This is a genomic window from Pseudomonas sp. ASL7 (genome assembly GCF_056680375.1).
Map to the genome: position 1 here is coordinate 781,184 of NZ_CM155279.1, position 20,160 is coordinate 801,343.

Annotated in this window: 16 protein-coding genes and 3 rRNA genes; 5 read left to right on the plus strand and 14 right to left on the minus strand. The window is 57.4% G+C overall.

What is annotated here, in order from left to right:
* Nucleotides 1–175: 175 nt before the first annotated feature.
* From AC1MDT_RS03580 to rrf, 4 genes are all read left to right on the plus strand, one after another.
* A complete protein-coding gene (locus AC1MDT_RS03580) occupies nt 176–508 on the plus strand; it encodes a hypothetical protein (protein WP_480420729.1) in 333 nt (110 codons plus the stop codon).
* 691 nt (nt 509–1,199) lie between these two features.
* A 16S ribosomal RNA gene (locus AC1MDT_RS03585) occupies nt 1,200–2,736 on the plus strand.
* A gap of 317 nt (nt 2,737–3,053) precedes the next feature.
* Nucleotides 3,054–5,945 (plus strand): 23S ribosomal RNA (locus tag AC1MDT_RS03590).
* A 173-nt stretch (nt 5,946–6,118) separates the two neighbouring features.
* A 5S ribosomal RNA gene (gene rrf / locus AC1MDT_RS03595) occupies nt 6,119–6,234 on the plus strand.
* Together the 16S, 23S and 5S rRNA genes form the textbook arrangement of a ribosomal RNA operon.
* 145 nt (nt 6,235–6,379) lie before the next feature.
* Here the strand turns inward: rrf and AC1MDT_RS03600 are convergent.
* The 6 genes from AC1MDT_RS03600 to ribBA all read right to left on the minus strand — a co-directional run bounded on the left by AC1MDT_RS03600 (nt 6,380) and on the right by ribBA (nt 12,604).
* Nucleotides 6,380–6,958 carry a hypothetical protein gene (locus AC1MDT_RS03600; protein ID WP_480420730.1) on the minus strand — a complete coding sequence of 193 codons (579 nt, stop codon included), beginning with the start codon at nt 6,956–6,958 and terminating at the stop codon, nt 6,380–6,382.
* Between the two features lie 275 nt (nt 6,959–7,233).
* Nucleotides 7,234–8,388, minus strand: a complete 1,155-nt coding sequence (locus tag AC1MDT_RS03605) for an ABC transporter ATP-binding protein (protein ID WP_480420731.1) — start codon at nt 8,386–8,388, stop codon at nt 7,234–7,236.
* A 17-nt stretch (nt 8,389–8,405) separates the two neighbouring features.
* The gene (locus AC1MDT_RS03610; RefSeq protein WP_414906615.1) at nt 8,406–9,215 is read right to left on the minus strand and encodes an ABC transporter permease; all 810 of its coding nucleotides are present in this window, start codon (nt 9,213–9,215) and stop codon (nt 8,406–8,408) included.
* Between the two features lie 6 nt (nt 9,216–9,221).
* Nucleotides 9,222–10,166: an ABC transporter permease gene (locus AC1MDT_RS03615; protein WP_480422694.1), complete on the minus strand. Its 945-nt coding sequence runs from the start codon at nt 10,164–10,166 to the stop codon at nt 9,222–9,224.
* Entirely contained in the window at nt 10,163–11,188 is a 1,026-nt protein-coding gene (locus tag AC1MDT_RS03620) for an ABC transporter substrate-binding protein (protein WP_480420732.1), read from the minus strand. Before AC1MDT_RS03620 ends, AC1MDT_RS03615 begins: the two co-directional genes overlap by 4 nt.
* 306 nt (nt 11,189–11,494) lie before the next feature.
* Nucleotides 11,495–12,604, minus strand: a complete 1,110-nt coding sequence (gene ribBA / locus AC1MDT_RS03625; protein ID WP_480420733.1) for a bifunctional 3,4-dihydroxy-2-butanone-4-phosphate synthase/GTP cyclohydrolase II — start codon at nt 12,602–12,604, stop codon at nt 11,495–11,497.
* Nucleotides 12,605–12,675: 71 nt separating this feature from the next.
* Here ribBA and AC1MDT_RS03630 point away from each other — a divergent pair, with 71 nt between their 5' ends.
* Entirely contained in the window at nt 12,676–12,972 is a 297-nt protein-coding gene (locus AC1MDT_RS03630; protein WP_480420734.1) for a DUF1330 domain-containing protein, read from the plus strand.
* A gap of 138 nt (nt 12,973–13,110) precedes the next feature.
* On the opposite strand, the gene AC1MDT_RS03635 is transcribed toward AC1MDT_RS03630, so the two are convergent.
* The 8 genes from AC1MDT_RS03635 to AC1MDT_RS03670 all read right to left on the minus strand — a co-directional run bounded on the left by AC1MDT_RS03635 (nt 13,111) and on the right by AC1MDT_RS03670 (nt 19,958).
* Nucleotides 13,111–13,674, minus strand: a complete 564-nt coding sequence (locus AC1MDT_RS03635; protein WP_090185190.1) for an NUDIX hydrolase — start codon at nt 13,672–13,674, stop codon at nt 13,111–13,113.
* A gap of 2 nt (nt 13,675–13,676) precedes the next feature.
* Complete coding sequence (locus AC1MDT_RS03640; RefSeq protein WP_201112033.1) at nt 13,677–14,429, minus strand: GntR family transcriptional regulator; 753 nt, start codon at nt 14,427–14,429, stop codon at nt 13,677–13,679.
* An 84-nt stretch (nt 14,430–14,513) separates the two neighbouring features.
* Nucleotides 14,514–14,903, minus strand: a complete 390-nt coding sequence (gene pcaC, locus AC1MDT_RS03645) for a 4-carboxymuconolactone decarboxylase (protein WP_096510322.1) — start codon at nt 14,901–14,903, stop codon at nt 14,514–14,516.
* Nucleotides 14,900–16,375 (minus strand): NAD-dependent succinate-semialdehyde dehydrogenase, encoded by a 1,476-nt coding sequence (locus AC1MDT_RS03650; RefSeq protein WP_480420735.1) that lies wholly within the window; start codon nt 16,373–16,375, stop codon nt 14,900–14,902. Before AC1MDT_RS03650 ends, pcaC begins: the two co-directional genes overlap by 4 nt.
* Before the next feature lie 139 nt (nt 16,376–16,514).
* The gene (locus tag AC1MDT_RS03655; protein WP_414906622.1) at nt 16,515–17,000 is read right to left on the minus strand and encodes a flavin reductase family protein; all 486 of its coding nucleotides are present in this window, start codon (nt 16,998–17,000) and stop codon (nt 16,515–16,517) included.
* Between the two features lie 12 nt (nt 17,001–17,012).
* Nucleotides 17,013–18,494, minus strand: a complete 1,482-nt coding sequence (locus AC1MDT_RS03660) for an aldehyde dehydrogenase (RefSeq protein ID WP_480420736.1) — start codon at nt 18,492–18,494, stop codon at nt 17,013–17,015.
* Complete coding sequence (locus AC1MDT_RS03665) at nt 18,491–19,324, minus strand: alpha/beta fold hydrolase (RefSeq protein ID WP_480420737.1); 834 nt, start codon at nt 19,322–19,324, stop codon at nt 18,491–18,493. Before AC1MDT_RS03665 ends, AC1MDT_RS03660 begins: the two co-directional genes overlap by 4 nt.
* Before the next feature lie 43 nt (nt 19,325–19,367).
* Nucleotides 19,368–19,958, minus strand: a complete 591-nt coding sequence (locus tag AC1MDT_RS03670) for an amino acid synthesis family protein (protein WP_201112043.1) — start codon at nt 19,956–19,958, stop codon at nt 19,368–19,370.
* Between the last annotated feature and the right edge of the window lie 202 nt (nt 19,959–20,160).

Below are 20,160 nucleotides of genomic sequence, written 5' to 3' on the forward strand. Positions count from 1 at the left end.
CCCAGCCTCAAGCGTCACAGTGGACGGCTGGACCTCCGCCCGTTCTTGTCCAGTTCAAATCCCTGCCCATCGAGAGTCCGCAGCTTCGGGTCTGCCCCAGCAACGCTTTATTACAGAGTCTGGCCATCCTGATAGAATCGGTCAGGCTATACATAACGCACTTCTGAGAAATGGTATGAATACAGAATTGACGGAAGAAGAGATGCGCCGGGCGCTATTCGGTGATTCTGAGCCCCCTGCGCCGGCAGTTAACTCACACGTGCAAGAATCCGTCCCGGATGTCGTGATCGTGCAACCGGTAAAAGCGGCGAAGAAAAAGGAAGTCTCAAAAGGCTTCACGCCCAGGCTGAGAGTCACGCTCCGGGTGGGGAATGAATTTGAAGGCGAGATGCTCGAAATGGTGCATGAGGCCGATACGCTGAGCTCCCTGGTTGCAGAGCAAGAAGCGACTAAGGCGGCCAGAAAAAAATTCAGGTTTGTGGAAGTGGTGTCGGTCAAGTCGATGTAAGTGGGCATTCTCGCGTGGCATAACCGCATTCGGTTACCGCGGGTCACACGAGCGGTTCGTGTCGATTGAGGCCTCAAGCATTAGGGTACGGCAGTCGTATCGTGGACTGGCTTTAACGCCATCATTCCATCCAAAAATTTCAATGCTTGACTGATCGCCAGTCCCAAGCCCCATAGCTGACGGTGGCGATAGGTGGACATCGGCCAAAAGCGGTTAGTGCGCGTCCACGAAACAAGGGTTGATTCAGTGGGTGCGTGGTTTGGGGGCTCTGGTGGCCTGATGCTTTATACGGACCTTGGAAGTTTTCATAGTGGCAACCCAGGCTCTTTGGTATGGAAAAAGAATTTCTAGATGGGGGTTGACCGCGTATTTTAATGCTGTAGTATTCGCCTCCCGCTAGCGAGCAACGTGATGTTGGTTCTGGCTTAAGTGTTTGATTTTATTAAAAAATCATTAACTTTTAAGGTTGCTGTTTGATGGGGTGTGCTGTAAGATGCGCACCTCGGTCGAGACGAAAGACTCAACCAACCGCTCTTTAACAACTGAATCAAGCAATTCGTGTGGGTGCTTGTGGAGTCAGACTGATAGTCAACAAGATTATCAGCATCACAAGTTACTCCGCGAGAAATCAAAGATGTAACCAACGATTGCTGAGCCAAGTTTAGGGTTTCTTAAAAACCCAAAGATGTTTGAACTGAAGAGTTTGATCATGGCTCAGATTGAACGCTGGCGGCAGGCCTAACACATGCAAGTCGAGCGGTAGAGAGAAGCTTGCTTCTCTTGAGAGCGGCGGACGGGTGAGTAATGCCTAGGAATCTGCCTGGTAGTGGGGGATAACGCTCGGAAACGGACGCTAATACCGCATACGTCCTACGGGAGAAAGCAGGGGACCTTCGGGCCTTGCGCTATCAGATGAGCCTAGGTCGGATTAGCTAGTTGGTGAGGTAATGGCTCACCAAGGCGACGATCCGTAACTGGTCTGAGAGGATGATCAGTCACACTGGAACTGAGACACGGTCCAGACTCCTACGGGAGGCAGCAGTGGGGAATATTGGACAATGGGCGAAAGCCTGATCCAGCCATGCCGCGTGTGTGAAGAAGGTCTTCGGATTGTAAAGCACTTTAAGTTGGGAGGAAGGGCAGTTACCTAATACGTATCTGTTTTGACGTTACCGACAGAATAAGCACCGGCTAACTCTGTGCCAGCAGCCGCGGTAATACAGAGGGTGCAAGCGTTAATCGGAATTACTGGGCGTAAAGCGCGCGTAGGTGGTTCGTTAAGTTGGATGTGAAATCCCCGGGCTCAACCTGGGAACTGCATTCAAAACTGTCGAGCTAGAGTATGGTAGAGGGTGGTGGAATTTCCTGTGTAGCGGTGAAATGCGTAGATATAGGAAGGAACACCAGTGGCGAAGGCGACCACCTGGACTGATACTGACACTGAGGTGCGAAAGCGTGGGGAGCAAACAGGATTAGATACCCTGGTAGTCCACGCCGTAAACGATGTCAACTAGCCGTTGGGAGCCTTGAGCTCTTAGTGGCGCAGCTAACGCATTAAGTTGACCGCCTGGGGAGTACGGCCGCAAGGTTAAAACTCAAATGAATTGACGGGGGCCCGCACAAGCGGTGGAGCATGTGGTTTAATTCGAAGCAACGCGAAGAACCTTACCAGGCCTTGACATCCAATGAACTTTCCAGAGATGGATTGGTGCCTTCGGGAACATTGAGACAGGTGCTGCATGGCTGTCGTCAGCTCGTGTCGTGAGATGTTGGGTTAAGTCCCGTAACGAGCGCAACCCTTGTCCTTAGTTACCAGCACGTTATGGTGGGCACTCTAAGGAGACTGCCGGTGACAAACCGGAGGAAGGTGGGGATGACGTCAAGTCATCATGGCCCTTACGGCCTGGGCTACACACGTGCTACAATGGTCGGTACAGAGGGTTGCCAAGCCGCGAGGTGGAGCTAATCCCAGAAAACCGATCGTAGTCCGGATCGCAGTCTGCAACTCGACTGCGTGAAGTCGGAATCGCTAGTAATCGCGAATCAGAATGTCGCGGTGAATACGTTCCCGGGCCTTGTACACACCGCCCGTCACACCATGGGAGTGGGTTGCACCAGAAGTAGCTAGTCTAACCTTCGGGAGGACGGTTACCACGGTGTGATTCATGACTGGGGTGAAGTCGTAACAAGGTAGCCGTAGGGGAACCTGCGGCTGGATCACCTCCTTAATCGACGACATCAGCTGCTCCATAAGTTCCCACACGAATTGCTTGATTCATTGAAGAAGACGATAAGCCAGCCTTTAAGGTGGCTTGTGTCGTTAGAGTTTAGAAATGAGTATTCCGGTGTGAATATTGATTTCTGATCTTTAAGATTAGATCGTTCTTTAAAAATTTGGGTATGTGATAGAAAGATAGACTGGACGTTACTTTCACTGGTAACGGATCAGGCTAAGGTAAAATTTGTGAGATGCTCTTTATGAGCAAGAATCGAATTTTCGGCGAATGTCGTCTTCACAGTATAACCAGATTGCTTGGGGTTATATGGTCAAGTGAAGAAGCGCATACGGTGGATGCCTTGGCAGTCAGAGGCGATGAAAGACGTGGTAGCCTGCGAAAAGCTTCGGGGAGTCGGCAAACAGACTTTGATCCGGAGATGTCTGAATGGGGGAACCCAGCCATCATAAGATGGTTATCTTAAGCTGAATACATAGGCTTAAGAGGCGAACCAGGGGAACTGAAACATCTAAGTACCCTGAGGAAAAGAAATCAACCGAGATTCCCTTAGTAGTGGCGAGCGAACGGGGACTAGCCCTTAAGTGGCTTTGAGATTAGCGGAACGCTCTGGAAAGTGCGGCCATAGTGGGTGATAGCCCTGTACGCGAAAATCTCTTAGTCATGAAATCGAGTAGGACGGAGCACGAGAAACTTTGTCTGAATATGGGGGGACCATCCTCCAAGGCTAAATACTACTGACTGACCGATAGTGAACTAGTACCGTGAGGGAAAGGCGAAAAGAACCCCGGAGAGGGGAGTGAAATAGATCCTGAAACCGTATGCGTACAAGCAGTGGGAGCCCACTTTGTTGGGTGACTGCGTACCTTTTGTATAATGGGTCAGCGACTTATTTTCAGTGGCGAGCTTAACCGAATAGGGGAGGCGTAGCGAAAGCGAGTCTTAATAGGGCGTCTAGTCGCTGGGAATAGACCCGAAACCGGGCGATCTATCCATGGGCAGGTTGAAGGTTGGGTAACACTAACTGGAGGACCGAACCGACTACCGTTGAAAAGTTAGCGGATGACCTGTGGATCGGAGTGAAAGGCTAATCAAGCTCGGAGATAGCTGGTTCTCCTCGAAAGCTATTTAGGTAGCGCCTCATGTATCACTGTAGGGGGTAGAGCACTGTTTCGGCTAGGGGGTCATCCCGACTTACCAAACCGATGCAAACTCCGAATACCTACAAGTGCCGAGCATGGGAGACACACGGCGGGTGCTAACGTCCGTCGTGAAAAGGGAAACAACCCAGACCGTCAGCTAAGGTCCCAAAGTTATGGTTAAGTGGGAAACGATGTGGGAAGGCTTAGACAGCTAGGAGGTTGGCTTAGAAGCAGCCACCCTTTAAAGAAAGCGTAATAGCTCACTAGTCGAGTCGGCCTGCGCGGAAGATGTAACGGGGCTCAAACCATACACCGAAGCTACGGGTATCACTTAGGTGATGCGGTAGAGGAGCGTTCTGTAAGCCTGTGAAGGTGAGTTGAGAAGCTTGCTGGAGGTATCAGAAGTGCGAATGCTGACATGAGTAACGACAATGGGTGTGAAAAACACCCACGCCGAAAGACCAAGGTTTCCTGCGCAACGTTAATCGACGCAGGGTTAGTCGGTCCCTAAGGCGAGGCTGAAAAGCGTAGTCGATGGAAAACAGGTTAATATTCCTGTACTTCTGGTTATTGCGATGGAGGGACGGAGAAGGCTAGGCCAGCTTGGCGTTGGTTGTCCAAGTTTAAGGTGGTAGGCTGGAATCTTAGGTAAATCCGGGATTCTAAGGCCGAGAGCTGATGACGAGTGTGCCTTTGGTACACGAAGTGGTTGATGCCATGCTTCCAAGAAAAGCTTCTAAGCTTCAGGTAACCAGGAACCGTACCCCAAACCGACACAGGTGGTTGGGTAGAGAATACCAAGGCGCTTGAGAGAACTCGGGTGAAGGAACTAGGCAAAATGGCACCGTAACTTCGGGAGAAGGTGCGCCGGTGAGGGTGAAGCATTTACTGCGTAAGCCCATGCCGGTCGAAGATACCAGGCCGCTGCGACTGTTTATTAAAAACACAGCACTCTGCAAACACGAAAGTGGACGTATAGGGTGTGACGCCTGCCCGGTGCCGGAAGGTTAATTGATGGGGTTAGCTAACGCGAAGCTCTTGATCGAAGCCCCGGTAAACGGCGGCCGTAACTATAACGGTCCTAAGGTAGCGAAATTCCTTGTCGGGTAAGTTCCGACCTGCACGAATGGCGTAACGATGGCGGCGCTGTCTCCACCCGAGACTCAGTGAAATTGAAATCGCTGTGAAGATGCAGTGTATCCGCGGCTAGACGGAAAGACCCCGTGAACCTTTACTATAGCTTTGCACTGGACTTTGAATTTGCTTGTGTAGGATAGGTGGGAGGCTTTGAAGCGTGGACGCCAGTTCGCGTGGAGCCAACCTTGAAATACCACCCTGGCAACTTTGAGGTTCTAACTCAGGTCCGTTATCCGGATCGAGGACAGTGTATGGTGGGTAGTTTGACTGGGGCGGTCTCCTCCTAAAGAGTAACGGAGGAGTACGAAGGTGCGCTCAGACCGGTCGGAAATCGGTCGTAGAGTATAAAGGCAAAAGCGCGCTTGACTGCGAGACAGACACGTCGAGCAGGTACGAAAGTAGGTCTTAGTGATCCGGTGGTTCTGTATGGAAGGGCCATCGCTCAACGGATAAAAGGTACTCCGGGGATAACAGGCTGATACCGCCCAAGAGTTCATATCGACGGCGGTGTTTGGCACCTCGATGTCGGCTCATCACATCCTGGGGCTGAAGCCGGTCCCAAGGGTATGGCTGTTCGCCATTTAAAGTGGTACGCGAGCTGGGTTTAGAACGTCGTGAGACAGTTCGGTCCCTATCTGCCGTGGACGTTTGAGATTTGAGAGGGGCTGCTCCTAGTACGAGAGGACCGGAGTGGACGAACCTCTGGTGTTCCGGTTGTCACGCCAGTGGCATTGCCGGGTAGCTATGTTCGGAATAGATAACCGCTGAAAGCATCTAAGCGGGAAACTAGCCTCAAGATGAGATCTCACTGGGACCTTGAGTCCCCTGAAGGGCCGTCGAAGACTACGACGTTGATAGGTTGGGTGTGTAAGCGCTGTGAGGCGTTGAGCTAACCAATACTAATTGCCCGTGAGGCTTGACCATATAACACCCAAGCAATTTGCAGGCTTCGAGCTGAAAAGCGAAAGAGCACCAGATTGCGGTGTGTGAAGACGAAACGAACCGAAAGTTCGACAAACTCACAAAGCACCCAGCTCTATCACCTACCCATTCGCTGGAGCGTAAACCGAAAGGTGAACGACCTGGCTACCGAATTTCTTGACGACCATAGAGCATTGGAACCACCTGATCCCATCCCGAACTCAGCAGTGAAACGATGCATCGCCGATGGTAGTGTGGGGTTTCCCCATGTGAGAGTAGGTCATCGTCAAGATTAAATTCCGAAACCCCTATCTGCGTATGCAGGTAGGGGTTTTGTTTTGCCCGCAGGAAAGTGGGGCGGCACCAGGGCGTTGGCTTGGACGCAGGCTTTTGCCCGATCAACCTGCACCTGCAACCCCTCTGGTCACCGTATGTTGCTAGCGTGAGGTTTTGATTTTCAGCACTTCGGTGAAGACGGCATCGACCGTCTGACCGACCTTGAGGTTCTTCATGCGGGCCTGGAGATCGGGGTCCTCGACCTTGACGACTGTCACTTTTCCTTCTGGGGGAAGCAAGGTCACTTCATGTTTTTTCAAGTCGATGTGGGTGATCTTCGACGTGACCTTGACTTGGCGAAACGCCTCTCCGCCCGGATTAGGGTTATCCTTGTTTGGGGGAGTGATCCCTGTTTTAGTGCTGACACCTCTATCGCTGTCGACATCAGTGTCGAGCACGTAGGCAATCGAGCGGGTAACGTGTATGTCGACCTTGTCGCCGACTTTCAGATTGTGCAGGGCCTTGGCCTTGTCGGTGAGCTGGAGGGTTACCGGGTTCTTGTCTGAACCTTCCACAGTGACCTGAAAATTCGCCGCATCGACGGCCAGTACGTGCGTAACGATGTGAGCCTCCAGCGCAGTACTGCCCAGCGGTATATCGGCTGCATGGGCCGTAAAGCTGGCGGTGGCCATGATTGAGGCGAGAGCAATAGCTTGGGCAAGGGACCGGATCGGTTTCATAGGCCTGTTTTCCATGTGGTGGCTGATGGAACAACGCAGCGAATACCGGGTTAGAGCGCGTTGCTCACGCGAAAGCATAGTCACTGATTGCCGATGTGCCTGCTCAAAGCGCCAATTGATGCGGGTCAGGACTTCCCTCGGCTCGATTTCGATCAGCCAGTTGGAGTTGGGCTCCCCCCATCAAAGCGCAAAAAAAAAGGCCGCCACAACCCGACGTTGCAGCGACCCAGGGTGACTCTATTTAATGCGGCCCACTGGCATGAGCCGTCAAAAGACTAATGTGCCCCGGCAGCCTTGTTCAGGTCGCTCTCAGCCCATTGCGTATAAACGCATGCGTCCGCAGTAGCCCAGCGCACGCGAACCGGGTCGCCGGTCTTGAGCGGCATGCCCGCAGCGGAGAGTGCCTTGACGGTCATCGAGGTGCCGCCCAGGGTTTTCACGGTGCAGGTCTGGCTCTCACCGAGGAACAGCACCTCGCCGACGATGGCCGACACTTCATTCCAGCCTGCCGCCAAGGGGTCTTGAGCGGCTTGCTCAACACTCAAGGCCAGGGCTTTTTCCGGGCGAACCATGAGCAGGACATCCTGATCGATTTGCAACCCCGCGGTCAGGCGGATGGACAGCGACTGACCTTCAAACGAAGCCGCTGCGTTGCCCTGAGCCTTGAGTTTCAGGAAGTTCGAGTTGCCCAGGAACGAGGCAACAAAGGCATTCGGCGGATTCTGGTACAGGTCATAACCGCTGCCCAAACCGACAATCTTGCCGTGGCTGAAAATGGCAATACGCTGAGACAAGCGCATGGCTTCTTCCTGGTCGTGGGTCACATAAACGATGGTGATGCCAAGGCGTCGATGCAGCTGGCGCAATTCGTCCTGCAGGTCTTCACGCAGTTTTTTATCGAGCGCACCGAGTGGTTCGTCCATCAGCAGAATGCGTGGCTCATAGACCAGCGCCCGAGCGATGGCGACCCGTTGCTGTTGGCCGCCAGAGAGTTGCGAAGGGCGACGATGGGCGAACTGTTCGAGTTGCACCAGTTTGAGCATGGCATCGACCCGGCGCTCGCGCTCGGCGCTGGCCAGCTTGCGAATCGCCAACGGGAACGCGATGTTGTCGCGCACCGACAGGTGCGGGAACAGCGAGTAGCGTTGGAACACCATACCGATGTCGCGCTTGTGTGGCGGCACGTTGACCAGCGACTGGCCGTTGACCAGGATTTCGCCGCTGCTCGGGGTTTCGAAGCCGGCGAGCATCGACAGCGTGGTACTTTTGCCGGAACCGCTGGAGCCCAGGAAGGTGAGGAATTCGCCGTCCTTGATGTCCAGCGAGATGTCGTCCACGGCGGCAAATTCGCCGTAGTACTTGTTGAGGTTGCGCAGGCTCACCAGGGGTTGGTCATTGTGTTGCGCGGTATCTTTGATCACTGCACTCATGTCGTACTCCTGGGCGTTCAGGCGCTGATTTCATTGCGCCGGCGAACGGCGGCGGCGATCACCATGACCAATACCGAGAGGCCGATCAGCAGCGTCGAGGCGACGGCAATCACGGGCGTCAGGTCCTGGCGCAGGGTGGTCCACATTTTCACGGGAAGGGTTTGCAGGGTCGGGCTGGCCATCATCACGCTCAGCACCACTTCATCCCAGGAAACCAGGAAAGCGAACAGCGCGCCGGCCACCATGCCCGGACGAATCGCCGGAAAGGTCACCTTGAACACCGCCTGCAGGCGTGAGGCACCACAGATCACCGCCGCGTCTTCGATCGACTGATCGAACAGCTTCAGCGAGTTGATGATCGAGATGATGGTGAATGGCAACGCAACAATCACGTGGCTGACGACGAAGGCAAACATCGTCCCGGTGTAGCCGAGTTTGAGGAACAGCGCATACACCGCCACCGCAATGATCACCAGCGGCACGATCATCGGCAGGGTGAACAGGCCATAGAGCAGTTCCCGGCCAGGGAAGCGTCCGCGCACCAGGGCAAAAGCGGTGGGCAAACCGAGCGCCACGGCGAAGAACGTGGTCAGGACAGCGACCTTCAGGCTTGCCAGCGCGGCGTTCATCCAATCGGCGTTGGAGAAGAACTGGCCGTACCATTTCAGCGTCCAGCCCGGCGGCGGGAACACCAGCCACTGGGAGGAGCCGAACGAGAGCAGCACGATGAATACGATCGGCAACAGCAGGAACAACGCGATCAGGCCAGTCGTGAAGTACAGGCCGAAGCGCATGCGCCGGCTCATGGCATTGGGGGTCAGGAGCATGACGGCTTACCTCGCGTTGCTGGCGCCAACCGGGGATTCCGGTTGAAGCTTCAGGTAGAAGTAGAACAACACCAGCGTGATAGCGATCAGCAATGCGGCACCGGCGCTGGCCAGCCCCCAGTTGAGGAACGACTGCACCTGCTGAATGATGAACTCGGGCAACATCATGTTCTGCGCACCGCCCAGCAACGCCGGAGTCACGTAGTACCCAAGCGACATCACGAACACCATCAAGCCACCGGAGAACAGCCCTGGCCGACACAGCGGCAGGAAGACCCGGAAGAAGTTGGTCCACGGACTGGCGCCGCAGATCGAGCCGGCTTGCAGGATCATCGGGTCGATGGCCTGCATGGTCGCCTGCAGCGGCAATACGATGAACGGGATCATGATGTAACTCATGCCGATCACTACACCGGTCAGGTTGTGCACCATTTCCAGCGGTTGATCGATGATGCCCATCGCCATCAGCGCCTTGTTGATCACCCCGGAGGCTTGCAGCAACACCAGCCAGGAATAGGTCCGGGCGAGGAGGCTGGTCCACATCGACAGCAGCACGATGTTAAGAATCCAGCGACCCCAGCCTTTTGGCACCAAGGTGATGGCCCAGGCCAATGGAAAGCCAAGCAGCAGGCTGAACAGGGTCACCAGTCCGGCTACCGAGAAGGTGTTGAGCAACACCCGTGCGTACGCCGAGTTGGCGAACAACTGCGCGTAGTTGCCCAGGCCCGGTGTCGGTTCAAGCACACCGCGCAGTAACAGCCCAATCAACGGCGCCAGAAAGAAAAGGCCGAGGAACAGCAGGGCAGGGATCAGGTTGCTGGCGCCACGCCAGCGCTGCGCCAGGGAAGTGGATTGATTCATCACAGCCGCCTTGCCGGTAACCGTACCGACAGCGCCAGTGGCGCTCCCGGTCGGAGTCAGTTGACGTGACGCGGTTGCCGTCATTTTCATTTGACCAGCCATTCGTTCCACCGTGTCGCGATGGCCGGACCGTTCTTGGCCCAGTACGCGAAGTCTAGAGTGATTTGATCCTTGGCGTAGGCCGTCGGCAGGTTAGGCGCCAGCACCGAATCCAGGCGCGCCACGCTGTCGACGTTGACCGGTGCATAAGCGGTCAGGTTGGAGAAGTCGGCCTGGCCTTTGGCACTGCTGGCGTTGGCCAGAAACTTCATCGCCGCCGCTTTGTTTTTCGTCCCTTTGGGCACGACCAGAATGTCAGCCATGACCAGGTTCTGTTTCCAGCTCACGCCCACCGGTGCGCCATCTTCCTGCAGGGCATGAATCCGGCCGTTCCAGAACTGACCCATGCTTGCTTCGCCGGAGGCCAGCAGTTGTTGCGACTGCGCGCCGCCGCCCCACCAGACGATGTCTTTCTTGATGGTGTCGAGTTTCTTGAAGGCGCGATCCAGGTCCAGCGGGTAGAGCTTGTCGGCGGCTACGCCATCGGCCAGCAGGGCCAATTCGAGCACGCCAGGGCTTGGCCATTTGTAGAGGGCGCGTTTACCGGGATAGGTTTTGGTGTCGAACAGCGCGGACCAATCCTGGGGTTTGCTGGCGCCGAGCTTGCTCTCGTTGTAGCCGAGGACGAAGGAGAAAAAGAACGAACCGACGCCGTAATCGGAGACAAATCGCGGGTCGATTTTGTCGCGCTGGATGACCGTGAAATCGAGGGGTTCGAGCAGGCCCTCGGAGGCGGCGCGCAAGGCAAAGTCGGCTTCGACGTCGACCACATCCCACTGCACATTGCCGCTTTCGACCATGGCTTTGAGTTTGCCGTAGTCGGTCGGGCCATCCTGGACCACGGTAACGCCGCTGGCCTTGCTGAACGGGTCGGCCCAGGCCTGCTTCTGCGCATCCTGAGTGCTTCCGCCCCAGCTGACGAAGTTGACGCTTTCAGCCGCCATTGCCATGTGACTGGCCGTGGCCAGTAAGCCTGCGAGCAGTACTGCGGTTGCACGTTTGTTCAACACCATTTTCACGCCCTCATTGTTGTGTTTATGAGCGGGGCATTTGAGTGCCCGCCTAGGGGGAGCAGTAGGTCCGTCTAGCCAATTAAGATCGTCCGGTCTATGGAATATCATATTATGGTATTCCAAACTTTGTGCAAGCACTTTGCCTTACCGGCTATCAGCCAAACCGTGTTTTTGTAGACCGAAATACGGCTCTGTGTAGGAGCGAGCTTGCTCGCGAAGATGGAACATCCGACACATTTTCTGTGGCTGAACGACCATAGCGAGCAAGCTCGCTCCTACAAACAGCCGGATTGTGTTCCCGACGGATCACTGGGTGAAAGGGATGCTCTCCACCACTTCCAGGTCATAACCGGTCAAGCCCGCGTATTTCAACGGCGGCCCGAGATGACGCAGTTTGCCAACGCCCAGGTCCTGCAGAATCTGCGCTCCGGTCCCCACCTCAGAATAGATGCGCGACTGTGAGCGACTGAACTGCCGTGGCGGTTGAGTCAGTTGCGGCACGCGCTCGAGCAGCGCTTGTGACGATTCGTGATTGGCCAGCACCACCACGACCCCGCGACCTTCATCGGCCACGCGCTGGAGTGCGGCCCACAGCGTCCAGTTCGGCGGACCGCTGTACTCGGCGCCCACCAGATCGCGCAGCGGATCGATCACATGCACGCGTACCAGCGTCGGCTCGTCCCGGCGTAATTCGCCCATCACCATGGCCATGTGGACACCGCCTTCAATGCGATCCTCGAAGGTGATCAGACGAAAGGTGCCATGCACCGTGGGCAAGTCACGTTCGCCGATGCGCAGCACCGTGTGTTCGGTGCTGAGGCGGTAGTGAATCAGGTCGGCGATGGTGCCGATCTTGATCCCGTGCTTGCGTGCGAACACTTCCAGGTCCGGACGGCGGGCCATGGTCCCATCATCGTTCATCACTTCGACGATCACCGAGGCCGGGGTAAAACCCGCCAGGCGTGCCAGGTCGCAGCCGGCTTCAGTGTGTCCGGCGCGTGTCAGCACGCCGCCTTCCTTGGCGCGCAAGGGAAAGATGTGGCCGGGTTGTACGAGATCGGCGGGGCCGGCATTGAGGGCGACGGCGGCGGCCACCGTGCGCGCCCGATCAGCAGCGGAGATGCCCGTGGTGACGCCGACGGCGGCCTCGATGGACACGGTAAACGCGGTACTGAAGACGCTGCCGTTGCTCGGCACCATCTGCTCCAGCCCGAGGCGTTGGCAATGCTCGTCGGTCAAGGTCAGGCAAATCAGGCCGCGGGCCTCCCGGGCCATGAAGCTGATAGCCTCGGCGGTGCAACAGTCGGCAGCCAGCAACAGGTCGCCTTCGTTTTCCCGGTCTTCGTCATCGACCAGGAGCACCATTTTGCCAAGCCGATAGTCTTCGATGATTTCTTCGATGCTGTTGAAGGCCATGCTGGGATTCTCTGTGTTTGATTGGAATGTAATGTGGTATACCATAATACAAAACAAACCAAGAGGTCACTATGAAGGCGTACTGGATTGCTCATGTAGACATCACCGACCCCGATCAATATTGCCAATACACCCAGCGGGCCCCGGCGGCATTTGCACTGTATGGCGGGCGGATACTGGCCCGGGGCGGGCGCAGCGAAGCGATGGAAGGCCGGGCGACGCCGCAACGCAGTGTGGTCATCGAATTCGACTCGTACGAGCAGGCGCTGGCCTGTTACCAGTCCGAGCAATATCAGGAGGCAAAGCGGCACCGAGAGGGTGTGGCCCGGGCCGAAGTGATCATTGTCGAGGGCGTGGCGCCGGCATAACAAGCGCCCCATAACCCTGTGGGAGCTGGCTTGCCTGCGATGGACTCAATGGCACCGCGTTAATCCTGAAAAAACGCGTCATCGTTGACGCCCATCGTCGGAACGCCGCCCGGAGCAAGCTCGCTCCTATAGGGAGACTTAGCGGATGAAGTGGATCTTGCCGGTATCGTCGTTGCCGATGTAGATGCCATAAACCCCGGCCTGGCGTTCCTCGATATAGCGTTCGAGGATCTGCCGGATCGCCGGATAGTAGATGCTGTCCCAAGGGATGTCCTCGGGCGCGAAGAATTTGTAGTCGAGGGTTTCCGGCCCGTACTGGCCGGTGATCTCCAGCGCGATGGCGCGGAAGATGATGTACACCTCGCTGATCTTCGGCACGCTGAAGATCGAGTAGGGCGAGAGAATTTCCGCGCGTACGCCGCTCTCTTCCCAGACTTCGCGCAAGGCGGCTTGCTCGGTGGTCTCGCCACCTTCCATGAAACCTGCCGGCAGCGTCCAGGTGCCAGGACGCGGTGGGATGGCGCGCTGACACAGCAGGTACTTGCCGTCCTGCTCGATGATGCAGCCAGCAATGATCTTCGGATTGACGTAATGGATGTAGCCGCAGCCGCGGCACATCAGGCGCTCGTGCGTATCGCCCGGCGGAAGCTGAGACTTGAGGTCATTGCCGCCGCACTTTGGACAAAAGCTCGGGCTGAACATCTTCAGCGGCCTATGCGCGGTTCTTTAAGCGCGATGGGCAGCGTGATTTCGGGGATTTTCCCGGTCTCTTCCTGTTTGCGCTTGAGGTAATCCAGAGCGACGGCTGCGGCGGCGCGGACGTGGTCGACGCACGCCTGATGCGCCGCCAGCGGATCGCCGCTCTTGATGGCCTCGACCATGCGTTCCATTTCCTGATTGCTGGCGCCACGACGGTTTTCCTGGGACACCGATGTCGCCCGCAAGTAGCTGATTCGTGCCTGCAACTGACGCAGCTGAGTGGCCGCCACATGGTTGCCGGAGCCTTCGAGCAGGACATCGTAGAAACCCTGAACCGAGTCGATGACCTGTTGCAATTCGCCTTCCTTGAGGGCCTTGCGGTTTTCCTCCAGGGCTTTTTCCAGGGCCTTGATGTCCTTGGCCTTGGCACGCAAGGTAAACAGTTGGACGATCAAGCCCTCAAGCACGCAACGCAGTTCGTAGATATCGACGGCATCGGCCAGGGTAATGATGGCGACACTGGGCCCTTTGGCGTCGGCGAATTCCACCAGGCCTTCGGATTCCAGGTGACGCAAGGCCTCGCGCACGGACGTGCGGCTGACGCCCAGGCGATCACACAAATCGCGTTCGACCAGGCGGTCTCCCGGCATGAGCTGGAAGTTCATGATGGCGCTTCGCAGTTTATCCAGCACGATTTCGCGCAGGGTAACGGGGTTGCGATTGACCTTGAAGCTGTCGTCGAGTGGCAGGCGTTTCATGGGGTCCGCTCTGAATGTGGCTGTCCATGCAAAAAGAGCACTTCGATCCGTGGACCTTCCGTGCTCAATCAAAACAGCCAAGGGTTAACTGGAGGCCTCGGCATCGGCTTCGGCGAACGCTTCACGGGCGAGCCGGAAACTGTCAACGGCAGCGGGGACACCGCAATAAATACCGACCTGAAGCAGAATTTCGCGTATTTGTTCACGACTCAGCCCGTTGCGCAAGGCGCCGCGTACATGCAGCTTGAGTTCGTGAGGCCGATTGAGGGCCGAAATCATGGCCAAGTTTATCATGCTGCGCTCTTTAAGCGACAAACCCTCACGGCCCCAGACGTGGCCCCAGCAGTACTCGGTGACCATTTCCTGCAACGGCCGGGTGAAGTCGTCGGCGTTCTCGATGGAGCGGTTGACGTAGGCCTCACCCAACACTTGAGTGCGAATTTTCAGCCCTTGTTCATATTTTTCGTTGCTCATCGCTGCGTGCTCCCGAAGTCGTCGAGCCCACCCATCAGGGTGTATTTGAGCTCAAGGTAATCTTCAATGCCGTACTTCGACCCTTCTCGGCCAAGGCCCGAGGATTTAATGCCGCCAAACGGCGCGACTTCGGTGGAAATCAACCCTTCGTTGATCCCGACCATGCCGTACTCCAACGCCTCGCTCATGCGCCAGGCACGGCCCAGATCGCGGGTGTAGCAATAAGCGGCGAGGCCGAATTCGGTGTCGTTGGCCATTTGGATCGCTTCGGCTTCAGACTCGAAGCGGAACACGGCAGCCAGCGGGCCAAAGGTTTCTTCCTGGGCGACCTTCATCGAAGACGTCACGCCGGCCAGCACCGTTGGCTGGAAGAAGCCGTGGCCGAGGGTATGGCGTTCACCGCCGCAGAGCAATTGCGCGCCATGGGCGAGGGCGTCTTGTACGTGGTCTTCAACCTTGGCCACGGCGCGCTCGTTGATCAGCGGGCCCTGAGTGATGCCGTTGTCGAAGCCACTGCCGACTTTCAATTGCGCCACACGCTCTGCCAGTCGCGCGACGAATGCATCGTGAATGTCGGCCTGCACCAGGAAGCGATTGACGCAGACGCAGGTCTGCCCGGCGTTGCGGAACTTGGCGATCAGCGCGCCTTCCACGGCACGTTCCAGGTTCGCATCGTCGAAGACGATAAAGGGCGCGTTGCCGCCCAGTTCCAGCGACACCTTTTTCAGTGTCGGCGCGCACTGAGCCATCAGCAATTTGCCGATGGCGGTGGAGCCGGTGAAGGACAATTTGCGTACCAGAGGGCTGGCGGTCAGCTCGGCGCCGATGGCCACGGCGTCGCCGGTGATCACATTGAAAATACCCGGAGGAATACCCGCCTGTTCAGCCAGCGCAGCCATTGCCAAGGCGGAGAACGGTGTTTCCGGCGCCGGCTTGACGATGCACGGGCAGCCAGCGGCCAATGCCGGGCCAGCCTTGCGGGTAATCATCGCTGCCGGGAAGTTCCATGGCGTGATGGCTGCTACCACACCGATCGGCTCTTTGCTGACGACGATGCGCGCATCGCCTTTATGGCTCGGGATGGTGTCGCCGTAGATGCGTTTGGCTTCTTCGGCGAACCACTCGATGAAGCTGGCGGCGTAAAGAATCTCACCCTTGGCTTCGGCCAGTGGCTTGCCTTGTTCCAGGGTCAATATCTCTGCCAGTGCGTCAGCATTTTCAAGCATCAGCGCGTGCCAGCGCTTGAGGATGTTGCTGCGTTCCTTGGCGGTCAGTGCACGCCAGGCTGGCCAGGCGTTGTTGGCGGCAGCGATGGTCTGGCGAGCCTCGGCGGCACCCAGGTTAGGCACCTGGCCGATCCGTTCGCCGGTGGCCGGGTTGAAGATGACCTGATAGGCGCCATCCGGCGCATCCAGCCATTGGCCATCGATATAGGCCTGCTGACGGAACAGTTGCAAGGCTGCTGGACTCATGCCGGCTCCTAAGAAATGGGGCGGTATTTGTAGGAGCGAGCTTGCTCGCGATGGTCGTCAACGATAACGCGGTAAGCCTGACACTCCATCGCGTTCTCAGGTTCATCGCGAGCAAGCTCGCTCCTACATAAAATGTGTATCAGGCCAGGGCGGGCAGGGGGCCCAGCTTGCCTTTGTGGTAGATCATCGGTGTAACGGGCTGCTCGGGCAGAATCAGGTTCTTCACCGCGCCGACGATGATGGCGTGATCACCACCATCGTATTCGCGCCATAATTCGCACTCGATGATCGCCGTCGCTTTAGCCAGCAACGGATTACCCAAGGCACTCAAGTGCCACTCGATACCCTTGGCCTTGTCCTTGCCTTTACTGGCGAAAGCATAGGCTTCGGCGGTCTGGTCGGCGGACAGCAGGTGAATTGCAAACTGCTTGCTGTCGCGCAGGATCGGGTACGTGTCCGAGGCATAGTTGGGGCAGAACAGCACCAGTGCCGGGTCAATCGACAACGCACTGAATGCGCTGGCGGTGATGCCGACGATGCCGCCCTCCGGGTCCAGGGTGGTGACCACCGTGACCCCGGACGGGAACGAGCTCATGACGTCTTTGTAAATGCCGGGTTCGATCATGTCGGTGGTCTCTTAACGCATCACAAAAGGATCAGGCATCGGTGCCTGGGACAGGTTGATCCACACCGTTTTAAGCTCGGTGTAGGCCAGCACTGAATCGATGCCGCTTTCGCGTCCATAGCCGCTGTTCTTGAAGCCGCCGATCGGTGCCATGGCCGACACGGCACGGTAGGTGTTGACCCAGATAATTCCCGAACGTACGTCTCGGGCCAGGCGGTGGGCGCGTCCCAGGTCACGGGTCCAGATGCCGGCAGCGAGCCCGAACTGCGAGTCGTTGGCAATCGCCAGCGCTTGGGCTTCATCCTTGAAACGAATGACCGAGGCCACCGGACCAAAGACTTCTTCCTGCATGATCTTCATCGAGTTGCTGTCGCATTCGAACAAGGTCGGCTCGTAGAACCAGCCGTCACCCAGATTCTCGGGACGCTTGCCGCCCATACGCAAACGCGCGCCTTCGGCAATGGCATCGGCCACCAAACCTTCGACAACCGCCAATTGTTGCGCGGTGGCCATCGGGCCCATCTCGCTGCTGTCTTCCTGCGGGTTGCCGATGCGAATGCGCTTGGCGCGCTCGACCAGACGCTCGACGAACTCGTCGTAGATTTCATCCTGAACCAGCAGGCGCGACCCGGAAACGCAGCTCTGCCCGGAGGCCGCATAGATCCCGGCGATCGCTCCATTGATCGCGCTGTCGAGGTCGGCGTCGGCAAAAATGATGTTGGGCGATTTGCCGCCCAGTTCCAGTGACAGCTTGGCGAAGTTATCGGCACTGCTGCGCACCACATGCCGCGCCGTGGCAGCGCCGCCGGTGAAGGCGATTTTGCGCACCAGCGGATGGCGGGTGAGGGCCGCGCCGGTGCTTGGACCGTAGCCGGTAACGACGTTGACCACGCCCGGCGGAATACCCGCTTCCAGCGCCAGACGAGCCAGCTCAAGAATGGTGGCGGACGCATGCTCGGACGGTTTGATCACGATCGTATTGCCTGCGGCCAGGGCCGGGGCGAGTTTGATCGCGGTCAGGTACAGCGGGCTGTTCCAGGGAATGATCGCGGCGACCACACCCATGGCTTCGTGCACCGTGTAGGCAAACAGGTCCGGTTTGTCGAGTGGCAGAGTACCGCCTTCGAGTTTGTCGGCCAGACCGGCGGTGTAGTGGAAAAACTCCGGCAGGTAGCTGACCTGGCCGCGGGTTTCGCGAATCAGCTTGCCGTTGTCGCGGCTTTCCAGCTGCGCCAGTTGTTCTTTGTTTTCAGCGATCAGATCGCCCAGGCGCCGCAGTAATTTACCGCGAGCGGTGGCGGTCAAACCGCGCCACGCAGGGCTGTCGAAGGCGGTCTGCGCAGCCTGTACGGCGCGCTCCACATCGGCTTCGTCAGCGTCGGGCAGCTCGGCCCAGGCTTGCGCCAGGGCCGGGTTCAGGCTTTCAAAAGTCTTACCGGAGAGGGCATCGACCCATTCACCGCCGATGCACATCTGGAAGCGTGCGAGTGTCATGCAACGATCCCCTTTATTTGGTTTTGTCGGGCGTGCGCTGTGTCGAGAAACTCCAGCAATAGCTGGTTGACCAGTCGCGGCGATTCTACGGGCATCATATGCCGCTGTTCGGCGAGCACGGCAACTGTCGCGCCGGGAATGCGTTCGGCCAATTGCCGTGCCATTTCCGGCGTCGAGCCCGGATCCAGTTCACCGGTGGCGACCAGTGTCGGCACCTGGATACTGGCCAGGTCGTCGGCGCGGTACATGTCCTGGGTCGCGAACAGCTCATAGGTGGTCAAATAACCCTGCGGGTCATTGTCCGCCAACGTCTGGCGCAACGCGGCGATCTGCGCCGGGTTGGCCGCCTGGTATTCGCGGCTGAACCAGCGTGACAGTGCGGCCTCTGCGTTGGCATCCGGTCCGTGCTCGGCAGCCTGTGCCGTTCGGGCGATGACACCGGCACGCTGTTCTGCGCTGCGATTGAACACGCTATTAAGCACCACCAGGCCTTGGAGGCGGTCCGGGTAATGCAAGGCAAACGCCCGCGCGACCAGGCCGCCCATGGAGAAACCGATCACCGCTGCCTTGGGCAATTGCAGGTGATCGAGCAACTCGAGCAACTGATCGGCATAGCCGAGCAGGGGCGTGCCGCTTTGCGGACGCGGGCTGGCGCCATGGCCGAGCATGTCGTAGGCAATCACACGGTATTGAGTGGACAGGCCAACTACCTGGCCGCCCCACATTTCTTTGTTCAGGCCCACGCCGTGGATCAATACCACGGGCTGGCCTTGGCCGGTCGCCAGGTAACTGGTGCCAGCCGGGGTGCGTTCAGCGGTGAGCCGAATCATGGAGCGCTCCTGCATGCCTTTTTGTTTTGGTTACGGACCTTGATTACTGGGCTTTTTCGGCCGCCAGTTCTTCCAGATCGATGTAACGATTGCCGATGCGTGGGTGCAGGCGGCCGCCGTCGGCGCAACCCAGTACCACGACGATTTCGTCGGCACGCGGTGCGTCTTCGATCTGCATCTCCAGGGTGATGTAGTGCGAACGCAGACCTTCGTCGTCCTTGTGCATCATCGGAATCTGGATCGAGGTGCCCGGGCCACCGCGCTTATTGGTAAAGCTGAGGTAGCTCTTGGCCTTGACCGCTTCGCGGTAATGGTTGCCGAAGCGCAGGGTATGGATGACTGCCGAAGCGTGTTCGATCTCGCCGTCGGCGCCGACCACAGCGGCTTTGCCGTAGGCCTCGATCTTTTCGGCACCGCCGATGATGCCTACCAGACGTTCAACCATCAGTGCACCGAGGTCTGAACAGTTGGCGCGGATTTCCGGTTTCAGGTCTTCGACGAAGCCGCGTCCCAGCCATGGGTTTTTCATGACGACGGCCAAGCCGACCATGGTCACTGGCGTGTCGGTGGCCTTGCCGCCTTCGATAAAGGTTTCTTCGACATAGCTGACGATCTTGCGGATTTCGAAACTCATGAGCTGCTCCATAGGAGGTGTGAGGTGACTGTGCGTATGATGGTATACCATAATACCGGCAGTGCAAGTGCTCGAAATGAATTTCTGTCGAGAAGGCGACAAAACGCAGAAGCGGCAGGAATTTTGGGCGCACACGCTGGCCGCAAGCCAGGCATCAGGACGGCGCGGGGACTAGGGCTCACAGGTCAATCAATTGAAACGT